Consider the following 14,162-nt stretch of genomic DNA (forward strand, 5'->3'; position numbering starts at 1 on the left):
ATGCTCGGTAGATTGATCGACCTTCGCTATTGCACAATCCTGCCGATATCGCGCCGATCATGTCATCGATGTGGTTCGCTGTCGGTATGCGCTCGGCAACGGATTCCCTGTCCGAACTCAGACGACTGATCGACGTGCACGCGCGGCCCGACCTGCACACGCGGATCGACGGCCTGCTGCTGTCGAAGGTCACCGGAGCCGACGGCCCGGATTACTCGCTGACCGATCCGCTGCTCGTGGTGATGGCCCAGGGCGGCAAACGACTGCTGCTCGGGGACGAGGTGTTCGAATACCGCGCCGGACAATGCTTGGTGGTGGCGGCAAGCCTGCCGGTCACCGGCCACTATCTCGATACCAGTTGCGACCATCCCGCACTGGCGGTGGGACTGGTGTTGCGTCCGGAGGTGCTGTCGGCGCTGTTGTTACACGCGCCACCGCGGCCCTGGACACGCGGTTCGGTGGACGTCCCGGCACTCGGCACCGGGGACGCCGATCCCGCACTGCTGGACGCGGTCACCCGACTGGTCGGGTTACTGGATACCCCTACCGACGCCGCCGTGCTGGCGCCGCTCCTCGAACAGGAGATCCTCTGGCGGCTGCTCACCGGTCCGCAAGGCCCGATCGCCCGGCAGATCGGTGTCGCCGACAGCACGCTCACCCACGTCAACAAGGCGATCGTCTGGATGCGGGACAACTACGCCGAGCCGGTGCGTATCGACGACCTTGCTCGAATGTCGGGCATGAGCGCGTCGGCGTTCCACCGCCACTTCCGGACCGTCACGGCCATGAGCCCCCTGCAGTTCCAGAAACGGATTCGGCTGCAGCAGGCCCGATCGCTGCTCGTCACCCGGCCCGGCGATATCGCCGGTGTGGGCCACCGAGTGGGCTACGACAGCCCCTCGCAGTTCAACCGCGAGTACCGCCGGCTGTTCGGCGTTCCACCGGGCCAGGACGCGGTCCGGCTCCGCGACGAGATGCCGGAACGCCGAAACTACGCTTTCTGAGCGAAAACCCGGTGGTTCCGGCCAGAAAGCGTAGCCTCGGCAAGCCGCTGGGGGTCAGCGGCGGCCCAGTTCGTGGCTGAGCGCTTCCAACTCGTTGCCGCCGGCCATCTCTTGGGTGAGGTGCTCCAGCGTGATCTCGTCGTAGGTGCAGTCCAGCTTCTGCCTGCCGCGGTTGAGCAACACGAAGTGATCGCCCACCATGTGCGCGTGGTGCGGGTTGTGGGTGATGAAGATGACCCCGAAACCCTGTTCCTTGGCCGCGGTGATGTACCGCAGCACCATGCCCGATTGCTTGACACCCAGTGCGGCGGTGGGCTCGTCGAGGATCAGCACCCGGGCCCCGAAGAAGATGGCGCGGGCGATGGCCACACACTGCCGCTGGCCGCCCGAGAGCGAGCCGATCGGAGCATCGACGTCGGGCAGGTCGATGCCCATCTTGTGCAACTCGGAGATGGTCGTCGCCCGCATCGCGGAGATGTCCAACGACTTGAGAATGCCCTTCTTGCGCAGCTCGTTGCCCAGAAAGAAGTTGCGCCACACCGGCATCAGGGCAACAACCGCCAGATCCTGATACACCGTCGCGATACCGGCGTTCAACGAGTCCTTGGGCGATTCGAACGTGGTGGGCTTGCCGTTGATGAGCAGTTCGCCTTCGCTCGGCTTGTGCAGGCCCGCGATGATCTTGATCAGTGTCGACTTGCCCGCACCATTGTCACCGAGGACACCGGTCACCTGACCGGCACCCACCCGCAGGTTGATGTCCTTGAGCGCGATGATGTTTCCGTAGCTCTTGCCGACGTGTTTGAGTTCGACCAGCGGCACCCCGCCGTCGGCCGGGGTCTCGGCGACGGGGGTCTCGGCAGCAGTAGTCACGACGATCTCCTAACGCTTCGCTGCGTAGTTGCGGACGACGTTGTTGGCGATCACCGCGAACAACAGCATGGCGCCCAGGAAGAACTTGAACCAGTCCGGGTCCCAGCCCGCGTACACGATGCCCTGGTTGGTCATGCCGAAGATGAACGCGCCGATCAGCGTGCCGATCGCGGTGCCGTACCCACCGGTGAGCAGGCAGCCACCGACCACCGCGGCGATGATGTAGAAGAACTCGTTGCCGATACCCTGCCCGGATTGCACGGTGTTGAAGGCGAACAGCAGGTGCATGCCGACAAACCAGGCGCAGAAGCTGACGACCATGAAGAGCCCGATTTTCACCTTGGTCACCGGAACACCGACTGCGCGGGCACTGTCCTGGTTGCCGCCGACGGCGAAGATCCAGTTGCCCACCCGGGTGCGGAACAGGACGTAGGTGGCGATGGCGGTGAACAAGATCCACCAGAGCACGGTGACCCGGACCGAGATACCGAAGATGGTGAACGACGAGGCGAACACCGCCTTGCCGGAATCGAAGCCCTGCATGTTCGACACGCTGGGGGTGGCGACCTGGCCGGACAGCAGTTTGGTGACCGCCAGGTTGATACCGGTCAGCATGAAGAACGAGCTCAGGGTGATGAGGAAGGACGGAATCTTGGTTCGCATCACCATATAGCCGTTGAAGAAGCCGACGGCCAGCGCGATGACGAGCGAGAGTGCCGCTCCCACCCACAGATTCAGGTGCAGGTTGTAGGACAGCATGGACGCGGCCAGCGAGGTGGTGGTGACCGCGACGCCCGAGGACAGGTCGAACTCGCCGCCGATCATCAGCACGCCGACACCGACGGCCATGATGCCGATGGTCGAGCTGGCGTAGAGCACCGTGGCCAGCGCTTCCGGGGTACGGAACGGCGGCGCCACGATGAGGAAGAGGACGAAGATGCCGACCGCGCCGACGAATGCCCCCATCTCAGGGCGGATCAGCAAGCGCTGCAAGCGGTTCTGTTCCTTGACCCGTTCGTCGCGGACGACGGTATGGGTCTCCAGGTTGAGGTCTGCCTGGGTGGTCATTGTTATCGAGTCCCCGCTTCGGCGTACTTGGCGACCGCGTCGATATTGGTCTTGTCGATGAACGACGGACCGGTCAGGGTCGGCTGGCCGCCGCCGAGCACATTGCCGTTGTTCAGGTAGAGCCACAACGAATCGACGGCCAGGTAGCCCTGCAGGAACGGCTGCTGGTCGACGGCCCACTGGACATCGCCACTCTTGATGGCGTTCACCAGCGCGGCGTTGGTGTCGAAGGTGCCGATCTTGGCCTTGCTGCCCGCGTTCTTCACCGACTGCATGGCCGTCATCGCGAACGGCGCACCGAGCGTCACGATGTAGTCGACACCGGGATCCTGCTGCAGTTTGGCGGTGATGGTCGATTCGACCGAGGGCATGTCCTTACCGTTGACGTTGAGCACCTCGGTGGCCGGGAAGGTGTTCTTCACGCCGGCGCAGCGGGATTCGAGGCCGACGTGGCCCTGCTCGTGGATGACGCAGATGACCTTCTTGGCGCCTTCGGCGGCCAGCCGCTTCCCCGCGCCTTGCCCTGCGATGTAATCGTCCTGGCCGAAGAACTCCTTGACGCCCATCGCCTGCCAGGCATCGGCGCCGGCGTTGAACGCGACCACCGGGATGCCCTTGGCCGTGGCGGCTTCGACGGCGCTCTTCATGGCGTCCGGCTTGGCCAGGGTGACGGCGATGCCCTGCACCCCGCTGTCCACTGCGGTCTGCACCAGGTTGGCCTGGTTCGGGGCCTCCGGGTCGTTGGAGTAGCGCAGTTCGATGTTGTCTTTCTTGGCGGCGGTCTCGGCGCCCTTGCGGACCATGTCCCAGAACGAGTCACCAGGGACTTCGTGCGTGATCATCGCGATGGTGGCCCGCGGGGTGTCGGCCGAGCCGGCCCCCATGCCGCCGCCGTTGCTGTCGGGCTTGCCGCCGGTGCTGGAACACGCGCTGGCACCCAACACGAGCACGCTCGCCCCGGCCACCGCCATCAGCCGACTGAACCTCATCGTTTCTCCTTGCTATCGACCTCACCGCGGGCACTCGCTCCACCCGGACTCCAGTGGCAAGCGACACGGCCTCGGTCATGATGTAATACCGCTCACATCCGAAAGTCAAGACTTTGTTCTGACATTAGGACTGCATATCAAATGCCGGAGACGCGGCTGCGCGCATCGTGAGCGACCCACGTCCCAGGCACGAGATAAGCCAAATCCCTTGTCGGCGAAGCGTTACCGGTCCACCAGTGTGGTGTCGAAGTAGTACCGGGACGCCCGGTAGGCGTGGCTGCCGTACTCGACAATGCGACCCGAATCGTCGAATGCGGTGCGCTCCATGACCAACAGTGGCGCTTTGACCTTCTCGGCGAGCAGCCGGGCCTCGTCCCGATCGGCGGCCTTGGCGCCGATGCGCTGGCGGGCCAGTCGGATGTGCACCCCACGTGAGCGCAGGGATTGATACAGCCCGACTCGTTCGAGTTCTTCCCGGTCAGGGGCCAACGGCGACGGCAGATGATTGGTCATCAACGCCAGCGGCTGCCCCCCGGACGACCGCAGCCGGCGCATCATCACCACCTCGGCACCCGGCTCGAGGTTGAGATGGGCGGCGATCTCCGAGGACGCCGGACCGACCACGTAGTCGAGCACCTTGGTGGCCGGTTCCTGGCCGGCCCGCGCCAGATCGTCGAACAGACTCGTCAGCTCGACAGGCCGGTGCACCGGGGTCTGCACCACCTGAGTGCCGACGCCGCGCTTGCGCACCAACAGCCCCTTGTCGACCAACTCCTGGATGGCTCGACGGGTGGTCGGCCGAGACAGACTGAGCCGGCTGGCCAGTGCCAGTTCGTTCTCGAAACGGTCCCCGGGTTTGAGTTCCCCAGTGAGGATGGCCTTCTCGAAGACCTGAGCCACCTGAAAGTACAAAGGTATGGGACTCGACCGATCGAGCTCGACAGTCAATGTCGGGGTCACTCTCACTCCGATCGACGTGGGTTCGGGCTGGGGTTGCCGGAAGTGATTGCCAAGAGTACCCGCAAAATGATTGTAAGTAAGAATGTCCGGACAAAGTATTGACATGACGTGGCGCCAGAGCGCAGAGTCGATGTCAACACCGGGCGCAGTCGCGCCACCGGGGTCAGTCAGCACATCGCATTCGGGAGTCAGTCGTGACCGCTACCGTCAACCAGGCTTTCGACGCCATCGCCATCGGCCGAAGCGGCGTGGACGTCTACCCGCTACAGGTCGGAGTGGGGCTGGAGGACGTCACCTCGTTCGGCAAGTTCCTCGGGGGCAGCGCCGCCAACGTCACGGTCGCCGCGGCGCGCCTGGGCAACCGCACGGCCCTGATCTCCGGCGTCGGCAACGACCCGTTCGGCCGCTACGTCCGTGACGAACTGGCCCGGCTCGGCGTCGACAACCGGTTCGTCGCCACCCACGGCGAGTACCCCACCCCGGTGACCTTCTGCGAGATCTTCCCGCCCGACAACTTCCCGCTGTACTTCTATCGCAAGCCGTCGGCCCCGGACCTGCAGATCCAGCCCGCCGAACTGGACCTGGACGCCATCCGCAACGCCCGTCTGTTCTGGTCGACGGTCACCGGACTGTCCGAAGAACCGAGTCGCAGTGCGCATTTCACGGCCTGGGAGGCACGCTCCAAGGCGAGCGAAGCGACGGGAAATGGCTCCAGTGCCCCGCTGACCGTGCTGGACCTGGACTACCGGCCGATGTTCTGGGCTTCCCCGGCCGCGGCCACCGAGCAGGTGCAGCGGGCCCTGCAGCATGTGACGGTCGCCGTCGGCAACCGAGAGGAGTGCGAGATCGCGGTCGGTGAGACCAACCCGCACAAGGCCGCCGACGCGCTGCTGGACCTCGGCGTGGAGTTGGCCATCGTGAAGCAGGGACCGCGCGGTGTGCTGGGCAAGACCCGCCACAGCTCGGTCACCGTGCCGCCCAACGAGGTCGATGTGGTCAACGGCCTGGGTGCCGGAGATGCCTTCGGCGGCAGCCTCATCCACGGTCTGCTGCATGACTGGCCACTGGAGAAGACGCTGCGCTACGCCAACGCCGCCGGTGCCATCGTGGCGTCCCGGCTGGAGTGCTCGACCGCGATGCCCACCGCCGCCGAGGTCTCCGACCTCGCCGAGAAGACCGCCGTGGAGGCCGTCAATGTCTGATCTCGCTACCGGCGCACGATCACTCGCCCCTGTCTGCGCCGACTACGCCGCCATCACTGAGCTGCGGGCCGCCGATCCCGGCGCGGTGACCAGGGCCTGGCAGCAGCGCACCACCCGGCCGACGGTCCGCGGCGACGGCCGCCTGATGATCGTCGCCGCCGACCACCCGGCCCGTGGCGCTCTGGCCGTCGGCGCCCGGCCGACCGCCATGAACAACCGGATCGAGCTGTTGGACCGGCTGCGCACCGCTCTGGCCGACCCGGGCGTCGACGGTGTGCTGGCCACCGCCGATATCCTCGATGACCTGCTGCTGCTCGGCGCGCTGGAGGACAAAGTGGTGTTCTCCTCGTTCAACCGCGGCGGGCTGGCCGGATCCTCGTTCGAGCTCGACGACCGGATGACGGGAGCGACCGCGGCGTCCACCGCCGCTGCGAAGATGAACGGCGGAAAGATGTTGTGCCGCATCGACCTCGACGATCCGGGCACTGTCGCCACCATGGCCTCGTGCGCCAGGGCCGTCGACGAACTGGCCGCCCGCGGGCTGATCGCCATGCTGGAGCCGTTCATGTCCACCCGCGTCGACGGTAAGGTGCGCAACGACTTGTCCCCCGACGCGGTGATCAAGTCAGTGCACATCAGTCAGGGCCTGGGCTCGACCTCGGCCTACACCTGGATGAAGCTGCCGGTGGTGCCGGAGATGGACCGGGTGATGGAATCGACGACCATGCCGACATTGCTGCTCGGTGGTGATCCCACCGATCCCGACGCCGCGTTCGCATCCTGGGAGAAGGCGCTGACCCTGCCCGCGGTACGCGGCCTGATCGTGGGCCGGACCCTGCTCTACCCCGCCGATGATGATGTCAGCGCCGCGGTTTCGACGGCAGTGAAGTTGGTCCGATGAACTCCAAGTTGTACATCCGCGCCAACAGTGCGGCGGCGCCGTTCACCGTCGCGATCACCCCCGAGGACGCCGGCTGGACCGAATCCTCCTTGCATGTGGTCGATCTCGGCACGGACGGTTCGGTGACCCTGAACACCGCGGGCACCGAGGTGATGATCCTGCCGCTGTCCGGCAGCGGCACCGTCGCGGCCGGCGGCGAGACGTTTGCCTTGTCGCCGCGAGGTTCGGTGTTCGACGGCCCGGCCGACATGGTCTACGTGGGAATCGACCAGGCGTACACCGTCAGCGGCTCCGGCCGGATCGCGATCTGCGGGGCACGCGCCGGCCGCTCGTTCCCGAACCGCAGGGTGGCCGCCGCGGACGTCCCGGTAGAGCTGCGCGGCGCGGGTAACTGCAGCAGGCAGGTGCACAACTTCGGCACCGCCACCGCCTTCGAGGCCGATTCGCTGATCGCCTGCGAGGTGATCACCCCCGGCGGCAACTGGTCGAGCTACCCCGCGCACAAACACGACGAGAACTCCGACGTAGAGACCCAATTGGAGGAGATCTACTACTTCGAGATCGACGACAGCCCGGCCGGTACACCGGGATTTGGCTATCACCGGGTGTACGGCACCCCGGAACGCCCCATCGAGGTACTCGAAGAGGTCCGCACCGGTGATGTGGTGCTGGTGCCGCACGGCTACCACGGACCGTCGATCGCCGCACCGGGCCACCACATGTATTACCTCAACGTGATGGCTGGATCCGGTCCCGACCGGGCCTGGCTGATCTGCGACGACCCCAATCACACCTGGCTGCGCGGCAGCTGGGAACACCAGGCGGTCGACCCGCGGCTGCCCTTCACCACCGCCTCACGAGGAGCCTGAGCCATGGTTTCGACCGCACCGAAGTCCGCCGCGAAGTTCGCCGATACCGAGCCGACGGTCCGACTCACGGTGGCGCAGGCGACCGTTCGATTCCTGGCCAACCAGTTCGTCGAACGGGACGGACAACGATCGAAGTTCTTCGCCGGGTGCTTCGGCATCTTCGGGCACGGCAACGTGGCGGGCTTGGGCCAGGCGCTGCTGCAGGATGAGGTCGAGTCGTCGGCCGCGGGGCGCGAACCCGGGCTGAAGTACGTGCTGGGCCGCAACGAGCAGGCAATGGTGCACAGCGCGGTGGCGTACGCCCGGCAGAAGGACCGGCTGCAAGCCTGGGCGGTCACCGCCAGCGTCGGCCCCGGCTCGACGAATATGCTCACCGGTGCCGCGCTGGCCACCATCAACCGGCTGCCGGTGCTGCTGCTGCCCGCCGATACGTTCGCCACCCGGGTCAGCGCCCCCGTGCTGCAGGAATTGGAACTGCCGTCCTCGGGCGATGTGACCGTCAACGACGCCTTCAAACCACTGTCGCGGTACTTCGACCGGGTGTGGCGTCCCGAGCAGCTGCCTTCAGCGCTGCTCGGTGCGATGCGGGTGCTGACCGACCCCGTCGAAACCGGGGCGGCCACCATCGCGATGCCGCAGGACGTGCAGGCCGAGGCGCACGACTGGCCGGAATCGCTGTTCGCCGAACGTACCTGGCACATTGCCCGCCCGTTGCCGGAGCGCGCGGTGCTCGCCCGCGCGGCCGAGATCATCCGATCTGCCGAGAAACCCTTGATCATCGCCGGGGGTGGCGTCATCTACTCGGGCGCCTCCGACGCGCTGGCCGCGTTTTGCACGCAGACCGGTATCCCGGTCGGTGAGAGCCAGGCCGGTAAAGGCTCGCTGCTGCATGATCATGAACAGAGCGTCGGCGCCATTGGTTCGACGGGCACCACCGCCGCCAACGCGCTGGCGTCCGAAGCCGACGTGGTGATCGGCATCGGAACCCGCTACAGCGATTTCACCTCGGCATCGCGCACCGCGTTCAACAACCCCGATGTCCGGTTTGTCAACATCAATGTGGCATCGCTGGATTCGGTGAAGCAGGGTGGCCTCAGCGTGGTGTCGGATGCGCGGGAGGCCGTCGAAGGACTGGCCGAGGCACTCGACGGCTACACGGTCGGTGCCGACTACCGGGCGCGCACGGCCGAGTTGGTCGCCGAATGGAATGACACGGTCTCCGCGGCGTACGCCACCGAAGACGGTGTCGCACTGAACCAGAACCAGGTGATCGGCCTGGTGAACACGCTCTCCGACCCGCACGACATCGTGGTGTGTGCGGCCGGATCGATGCCCGGTGACCTGCACAAGCTGTGGCGGATGCGGGACCGCAAGGGCTACCACGTCGAGTACGGGTTCTCCTGTATGGGCTATGAGATCGCCGGTGGTATCGGTGTACGGATGGCCGCGCCCGAACGCGACGTGTTCGTCATGATCGGTGACGGGTCCTACCTGATGATGGCCACCGAGATCGTCACCGCCGTCCAGGAAGGCGTCAAGATCATCCCGGTGCTGGTGCAGAACCACGGATTCGCCTCCATCGGCGGGCTTTCCGAGTCGGTCGGCTCCCAGCGCTTCGGCACCGCCTACCGGTACCGCGGCGAGGGCGGCCGCCTGGACGGCGCCACCCTGCCGGTCGACCTGGCCGCCAACGCGGCCAGCCTGGGTGCCGATGTGATTAAGGCCGGCACCGCAGCCGAATTCGCGGACGCGGTCAAGGTGGCCAAGGCCGCCGACCGCATCACCGTGATCTACGTCGAGACCGATCCACGGATCTACGCGCCGGACAGCCATTCCTGGTGGGATGTCCCGGTCAGTCAGGAGTCGACACTGGACTCGACCCAGCAGGCCTACCAACGCTACGCCGAGTGGAAGCGGGTACAGCGCCCGCTCATCCGGCCGTCAGACCGCTGAGCTTCAGCGCAGGACCAGCGTATCCACCAGCACGTAGGCCGCCACCGCGAAAACCAGGTAGGCGAACCAGTGTTGGAGTCGCCGGTGGTCGAGCCGGGTGCCCAGATGTCCGGCGAGCAGGGACCCGATGATCGCGGTGCCGACGAACGCCGCGGCGATCGTCCAGTCGATGCTGGTGCCACTCAGGTGCGACAGGATCCCCGCCGCCGAGTTCACCACGATGATCACCAACGATGTTCCGATGGCGACCGGCATCTCGACCCCGAGCATCAACACCAGCGCCGGGATGATCAAAAAGCCGCCACCGACGCCGAACAGGCCGGTGAGCAAGCCGACGACAAACCCGGCCGGGATGGAGCGCGTCGCACAGCGGCGCCAGTTGATGCCCGAGTCGCCAACCCTGCACGCGGTCCCGGTCGACGCGTTCTCCTGCAGCATGCGCACACCGGCCAACACCATCACAGCGGCGAAACCCAACAGCAGCACCGATTGCGGCAGCTGCTTGCCGATGAGACTGCCGATGAAGGTGGCCGGTATACCCGCCAGTGCGAACACCGCGGCGAGGCGCCATTGCACCTGCCCGGCACGGATTTTCGGCAGGACACCAACCGCCGAGGCGGTTCCGACCACGATGAGCGACATCGGAATTGCCTGTTCGATCCCAAGCCCGAGCACGTAGACCAGGGCGGGTACGGCCAGGATGGAACCACCTCCGCCGAGCAGGCCCAGCAGTACCCCGATGACGGCGCCGAGGGCGAGGGCAAGGACGATGGTCATGATGCGTCAGCGCCGCGCCGCAGCGACTTTGGCCCGCACGTCGTCCATGTCCAACGCCTTGACCCGGGCGATCAGATCCTCAAGCGCCGCAGCAGGCATCGCACCCGGTTGCCGGTAGACCAGGACGCCGTCGCGGAACGCCATGATCGTCGGGATCGCCTGGATCTCCAGCGCCGCGGCCAGCTGCTGCTGGGCTTCGGTGTCCACCTTGGCGTGCAGCACGTCCGGATGCGACTGCGCGGACCGATCGAAGACCGGAGCGAAGGCGCGGCACGGGCCGCACCAGGACGCCCAGAAGTCCACGATCACAATGGGATTCTCCGAGATCGTCGACTGGAAGTCGGCAGTGGTCAGATTCTTGGTGGTTTTGTTGATGGTCATCGTTGTCTCCTTTCGAGTCGGGATGTTCAGGCCAAGCCCCGCAGCATGAGGTTCCAGTACAGGAACGGCAGCCCGTACTTCTTGAGGTACCAGTACGCGCGGTGCGGCGTGGTGGGGTTGAGCAGCGGGAACGTGGGCTCCAGGTTGAGGTCGTAGTCGAACTCGGCCAGCAGCATCGAGTGCGACGAGGTGACGATCGGACACGACGAGTAGCCGTCATAGGAGGCCACAAGCGGCCGGCCGTTCAGGTACGCGTCGATGTTGTCGACCACCACCGGCGCCTGCTTCCGGATCGCGGCACCTGTCTTGGAGTTCGGCGAGGAACCGGCATCACCCAGGCTGAACACGTTCGGATACCGCACGTGCTGCATGGTGTTTTTGTCGATATCGACGTAGCCCACGGCATCGCCGGTGGACAGTGGGCTGCTCTTCACCCAGTCCGGTGCGGATTGCCGCGGCACGGCGTGCACGATGTCATAGGGCAGCATGGTGTCGGTGCCGCCCGGTGCCACACTGCTGATACCGACCTTGTGGGCGGCTCCGTCCACTGCAGTCACTTCGGAGTTGGTGTGCAAGGTGATTCCGTAGTCGGCGATCACCTTGTCGAGGCTGTCCGCGATCGCCGGAATCCCGAACGGCCGCGCCCCGGGCATGACGAGGTGGATGTCGATATCCTTGAGCACACCTTCCGAGCGCCAATAGTCGGCCGCCAGATACGCAATCTTCTGCGGAGCGCCGGCACATTTGATGGCGCCTGACGGTACCGTGAACACGGCGGTTCCGGAACGGAGTCCGCGGATCAGATCCCAGGTGCGCGGCGCGAGATCGAACCGGTAGTTCGACGAGACCCCATTGCGCCCAAGGGTTTCCTCCAGGCCGTCGGTACGGTTCCAGTCGAGTTGGATGCCCGGGCAGACGACCAGCACCTCGTATTCGTAACTGGATCCGTCAGCACAGGTCACCGTGTTGGCGTCGGGATCGATCGTGCTCGCGGCCTTCTTGATCCAGGTGGCAGCCTTGGGCATCACCGACGATTCGGCGCGTTCGGTCGCCGACGCCTTGGCCTGACCGCCGCCGACAAGTGTCCACAGCGGTTGGTAGTAGTGCTTGTCCGAGGGTTCTATGACTGCGACGTCGGTGAAGCCCTTACGCAGCAAGCGCGCCGCGACGGTGATGCCGGCGGTCCCGCCGCCGACGATCACAATCTGGTGTTTGGCAGAGATGGTCATGATGTGTCCTTGTTTTCAGGCGTTCTGGACGGTCTCTTCCCAGGCGCCGTATCCGCCCAGGATGTCGCTCACGTCGATGAATCCGTTGTGCCGCAGCAGGCTGGCAGCCACCGATGACCGGTAACCACCGGCGCAGTACACGACCGTCGGCTTGGCGGGATCCAATTCGCCCAGTCGGGCGGGCAACTGGCCCACGGGAATCGGGATCGCGTTCGGTATCGCCCCGGCCTCGACCTCGCCCGGATTGCGGACGTCGACGATCTGCAGGTCCTTGATGCGGGCCGCACGCTCGTTGAATGCCTTCGCTGTCAAGCGCGACGCGACGACGACGTCGTCCTGATTGGTGAACATCGCCCGGTACGGGTCGGCCAGGTAGCCGACGACGCGGTCGAAGCCGATCCGGCCCAGCCGGTTCTTTCCCTCCAGTTCCTGGCCGGGTTCGGTGAACAGGACGATGTCGACATCGGACCGCAGCACTGAACCGGCGAACTCGGCGTAGCGGCCTTCGAGCCCGATGTTGATCGCCTGACGCAGGTGGCCCTGCGCGAATTCTTCCGGCGTGCGCCCGTCCACCAGGACGGCTCCTCCGTCGATCGCTTGACGGGCTTGCTCATAGGTCATCGCGGTCGGCAGCTTGTTCTCGTCCAACAGGTCCCGGTCCTTGCGGTTGAGGATGGCGTCGTAGACGAAGTAGCCCGGCGCAGGCGGTTGCCCTTCGGTGACGAGCTTCATGAAGGTGGCCTTGTCGGGGGCCCGCAGCGCGTAGTTGGTGGCCAACTGATCGCCGATCGTCGACCACAGGTCCGTCGACAGGTTCTTGCCACAGGCTGAGCCCGCGCCGTGTGCCGGGTAAACCCGCGTCGCGGCGGGCAAGGTCATCAACTTGTTGTGCAGCGAGTCGTAGAGCTTGTCCGCCAACTCTTCGCGGGTGAAGCCGATCGACGCGAGCAGGTCGGGGCGGCCCACGTCGCCGATGAACAGGGTGTCACCGGTCATCACCCCATAGGGCACCTGATCATCGGCATGCTCGAAGACGACCACACTCATCGACTCGGGGGTGTGCCCCGGGGTATGCCGGAATTCCAGCGTGACATCGCCGAGCGAGTACCGTTCGCCGTCCTCGACGCCCATGGATTCGAATTCGGTCTCGGCGACCGAGGAGTAGACGATTTTCGCGCCGGTGGCCTTGGCGAGCTCGAGGTGACCGGACAGGAAATCAGCGTGGAAGTGGGTCTCGATGACCAGTTCGATGGCCAGTCCCTGCTCTCTGGCGTCGTTCACGTACTCAGCGACGTCGCGTTGCGGATCGACGACAACGGCGCGGCCAGTGGTCTCGTCGCCGATCAGGTAGGACGCGTGGGACAGGCAATCCAGGTAGTACTGCTGCAGGATCATTGCGGTCTCCTCTTTCGTGGTTGTAATACCCCTATGGGTATCTACAAGTTACCCCCCAGGGTATTTATTCCGAGCTCCGGAGCGAGGAAGAGGGGGTATCGCTCCCATCTCGAACGATACCCCCTCCCGTATTTTCCACTAGAGGCTTTGGTCACCTCGCGGCCGGTAACCGCCGCGCGGTCCGGATTAGGTTTTGCCCTTCCCGGCTTTGCGTCGGCCGAACCAACCCCGCCGGGCCGGCGCAGGCCCATCCGACGAATGCCCGGCGCACCACTGACCGGCCGGCACCCCGCGCCGCACCGTGTCGATGTGCATCCCGCAACCGGCCCACGTGGTCTTTCCACATACCCGGCATGTGACAGCGCGACACATCGCGATACTCCTTTCCCTGGCGAGGGCAACTCAAGCCAGACCCGCTCGAACTCTTCGGCAGCGGGGGCGTCCGGACGGTCTTGCGAACCATGATCGCCACGTAGGCGCGATCCCGTGACGTTGCCAACATACCATACCCCCTATGGTATAAATCGATGGCTCGCGTTATGCTGCCGTGGGCAGGAAAAT

The 14,162-nt window shown here is 65.5% G+C and carries 14 protein-coding genes; 5 read left to right on the forward strand and 9 right to left on the reverse strand.

The window, feature by feature from the left end; translation table 11 throughout:
* Positions 1 to 59 precede the first annotated feature (59 nt).
* A complete protein-coding gene (locus SBI67_RS17720) occupies positions 60 to 1,004 on the forward strand; it encodes an AraC family transcriptional regulator (RefSeq protein WP_318981802.1) in 945 nt (314 codons plus the stop codon).
* Between the two features lie 54 nt (positions 1,005 to 1,058).
* Here the strand turns inward: SBI67_RS17720 and SBI67_RS17725 are convergent, their stop codons facing one another.
* From SBI67_RS17725 to SBI67_RS17740, 4 genes are all read right to left on the reverse strand, one after another.
* Positions 1,059 to 1,877, reverse strand: coding sequence for an ATP-binding cassette domain-containing protein (locus SBI67_RS17725; RefSeq protein ID WP_318981803.1), 819 nt, complete (start codon positions 1,875 to 1,877; stop codon positions 1,059 to 1,061).
* A 9-nt stretch (positions 1,878 to 1,886) separates the two neighbouring features.
* Entirely contained in the window at positions 1,887 to 2,945 is a 1,059-nt protein-coding gene (locus SBI67_RS17730; RefSeq protein WP_318981804.1) for an ABC transporter permease, read from the reverse strand.
* A 2-nt stretch (positions 2,946 to 2,947) separates the two neighbouring features.
* Entirely contained in the window at positions 2,948 to 3,934 is a 987-nt protein-coding gene (locus tag SBI67_RS17735) for a sugar ABC transporter substrate-binding protein (protein WP_318981805.1), read from the reverse strand.
* Positions 3,935 to 4,156: 222 nt separating this feature from the next.
* Positions 4,157 to 4,894 carry a GntR family transcriptional regulator gene (locus tag SBI67_RS17740; RefSeq protein WP_318981806.1) on the reverse strand — a complete coding sequence of 246 codons (738 nt, stop codon included), beginning with the start codon at positions 4,892 to 4,894 and terminating at the stop codon, positions 4,157 to 4,159.
* Positions 4,895 to 5,088: 194 nt separating this feature from the next.
* On the opposite strand from SBI67_RS17740, the gene iolC reads away from it, so the two are divergent.
* From iolC to iolD, 4 genes are read left to right on the forward strand one after another with little or no spacing between them, the layout of a single operon-like run.
* Positions 5,089 to 6,096 (forward strand): 5-dehydro-2-deoxygluconokinase, encoded by a 1,008-nt coding sequence (iolC, locus tag SBI67_RS17745; protein WP_318981807.1) that lies wholly within the window; start codon positions 5,089 to 5,091, stop codon positions 6,094 to 6,096.
* Positions 6,089 to 6,997: a Cgl0159 family (beta/alpha)8-fold protein gene (locus SBI67_RS17750; protein WP_318981808.1), complete on the forward strand. Its 909-nt coding sequence runs from the start codon at positions 6,089 to 6,091 to the stop codon at positions 6,995 to 6,997. The genes iolC and SBI67_RS17750 overlap by 8 nt, the downstream gene beginning before the upstream one ends.
* The gene (gene iolB, locus SBI67_RS17755) at positions 6,994 to 7,866 is read left to right on the forward strand and encodes a 5-deoxy-glucuronate isomerase (protein WP_318981809.1); all 873 of its coding nucleotides are present in this window, start codon (positions 6,994 to 6,996) and stop codon (positions 7,864 to 7,866) included. The genes SBI67_RS17750 and iolB overlap by 4 nt, the downstream gene beginning before the upstream one ends.
* A 3-nt stretch (positions 7,867 to 7,869) precedes the next feature.
* Positions 7,870 to 9,819 carry a 3D-(3,5/4)-trihydroxycyclohexane-1,2-dione acylhydrolase (decyclizing) gene (gene iolD, locus SBI67_RS17760; RefSeq protein WP_318981810.1) on the forward strand — a complete coding sequence of 650 codons (1,950 nt, stop codon included), beginning with the start codon at positions 7,870 to 7,872 and terminating at the stop codon, positions 9,817 to 9,819.
* A gap of 3 nt (positions 9,820 to 9,822) precedes the next feature.
* Here the strand turns inward: iolD and SBI67_RS17765 are convergent, their stop codons facing one another.
* The 5 genes from SBI67_RS17765 to SBI67_RS29225 form a co-directional block, all read right to left on the reverse strand.
* On the reverse strand, positions 9,823 to 10,596 hold the full coding sequence (locus tag SBI67_RS17765) for a sulfite exporter TauE/SafE family protein (protein ID WP_318981811.1): 774 nt from the start codon (positions 10,594 to 10,596) through the stop codon (positions 9,823 to 9,825).
* A 6-nt stretch (positions 10,597 to 10,602) separates the two neighbouring features.
* The gene (trxA, locus tag SBI67_RS17770) at positions 10,603 to 10,977 is read right to left on the reverse strand and encodes a thioredoxin (protein WP_318981812.1); all 375 of its coding nucleotides are present in this window, start codon (positions 10,975 to 10,977) and stop codon (positions 10,603 to 10,605) included.
* Positions 10,978 to 11,003: 26 nt separating this feature from the next.
* Positions 11,004 to 12,206 carry an NAD(P)/FAD-dependent oxidoreductase gene (locus tag SBI67_RS17775; protein WP_318981813.1) on the reverse strand — a complete coding sequence of 401 codons (1,203 nt, stop codon included), beginning with the start codon at positions 12,204 to 12,206 and terminating at the stop codon, positions 11,004 to 11,006.
* Positions 12,207 to 12,221: 15 nt separating this feature from the next.
* Complete coding sequence (locus SBI67_RS17780) at positions 12,222 to 13,601, reverse strand: MBL fold metallo-hydrolase (RefSeq protein WP_318981814.1); 1,380 nt, start codon at positions 13,599 to 13,601, stop codon at positions 12,222 to 12,224.
* Positions 13,602 to 13,787: 186 nt separating this feature from the next.
* Positions 13,788 to 13,973: a DUF8730 family Cys-rich protein gene (locus tag SBI67_RS29225; protein ID WP_318981815.1), complete on the reverse strand. Its 186-nt coding sequence runs from the start codon at positions 13,971 to 13,973 to the stop codon at positions 13,788 to 13,790.
* Positions 13,974 to 14,162: the final 189 nt, after the last annotated feature.

The organism is Mycolicibacterium chengduense (genome assembly GCF_033741155.1).
Lineage (GTDB): Bacteria > Actinomycetota > Actinomycetes > Mycobacteriales > Mycobacteriaceae > Mycobacterium.

Coding starts and splice junctions, on each gene's coding strand:
- SBI67_RS17735 (WP_318981805.1), bottom strand. CDS start 3,934: ATGAGGTTCAGTCGGCTGATGGCGGTGGCCGGGGCGAGCGTGCTCGTG.
- SBI67_RS17775 (WP_318981813.1), bottom strand. CDS start 12,206: ATGACCATCTCTGCCAAACACCAGATTGTGATCGTCGGCGGCGGGACC.
- SBI67_RS29225 (WP_318981815.1), bottom strand. CDS start 13,973: ATGTGTCGCGCTGTCACATGCCGGGTATGTGGAAAGACCACGTGGGCC.
- iolD (WP_318981810.1), top strand. CDS start 7,870: ATGGTTTCGACCGCACCGAAGTCCGCCGCGAAGTTCGCCGATACCGAG.
- SBI67_RS17720 (WP_318981802.1), top strand. CDS start 60: ATGTCATCGATGTGGTTCGCTGTCGGTATGCGCTCGGCAACGGATTCC.
- SBI67_RS17765 (WP_318981811.1), bottom strand. CDS start 10,596: ATGACCATCGTCCTTGCCCTCGCCCTCGGCGCCGTCATCGGGGTACTG.
- trxA (WP_318981812.1), bottom strand. CDS start 10,977: ATGACCATCAACAAAACCACCAAGAATCTGACCACTGCCGACTTCCAG.
- SBI67_RS17750 (WP_318981808.1), top strand. CDS start 6,089: ATGTCTGATCTCGCTACCGGCGCACGATCACTCGCCCCTGTCTGCGCC.
- iolB (WP_318981809.1), top strand. CDS start 6,994: ATGAACTCCAAGTTGTACATCCGCGCCAACAGTGCGGCGGCGCCGTTC.
- SBI67_RS17780 (WP_318981814.1), bottom strand. CDS start 13,601: ATGATCCTGCAGCAGTACTACCTGGATTGCCTGTCCCACGCGTCCTAC.
- SBI67_RS17730 (WP_318981804.1), bottom strand. CDS start 2,945: ATGACCACCCAGGCAGACCTCAACCTGGAGACCCATACCGTCGTCCGC.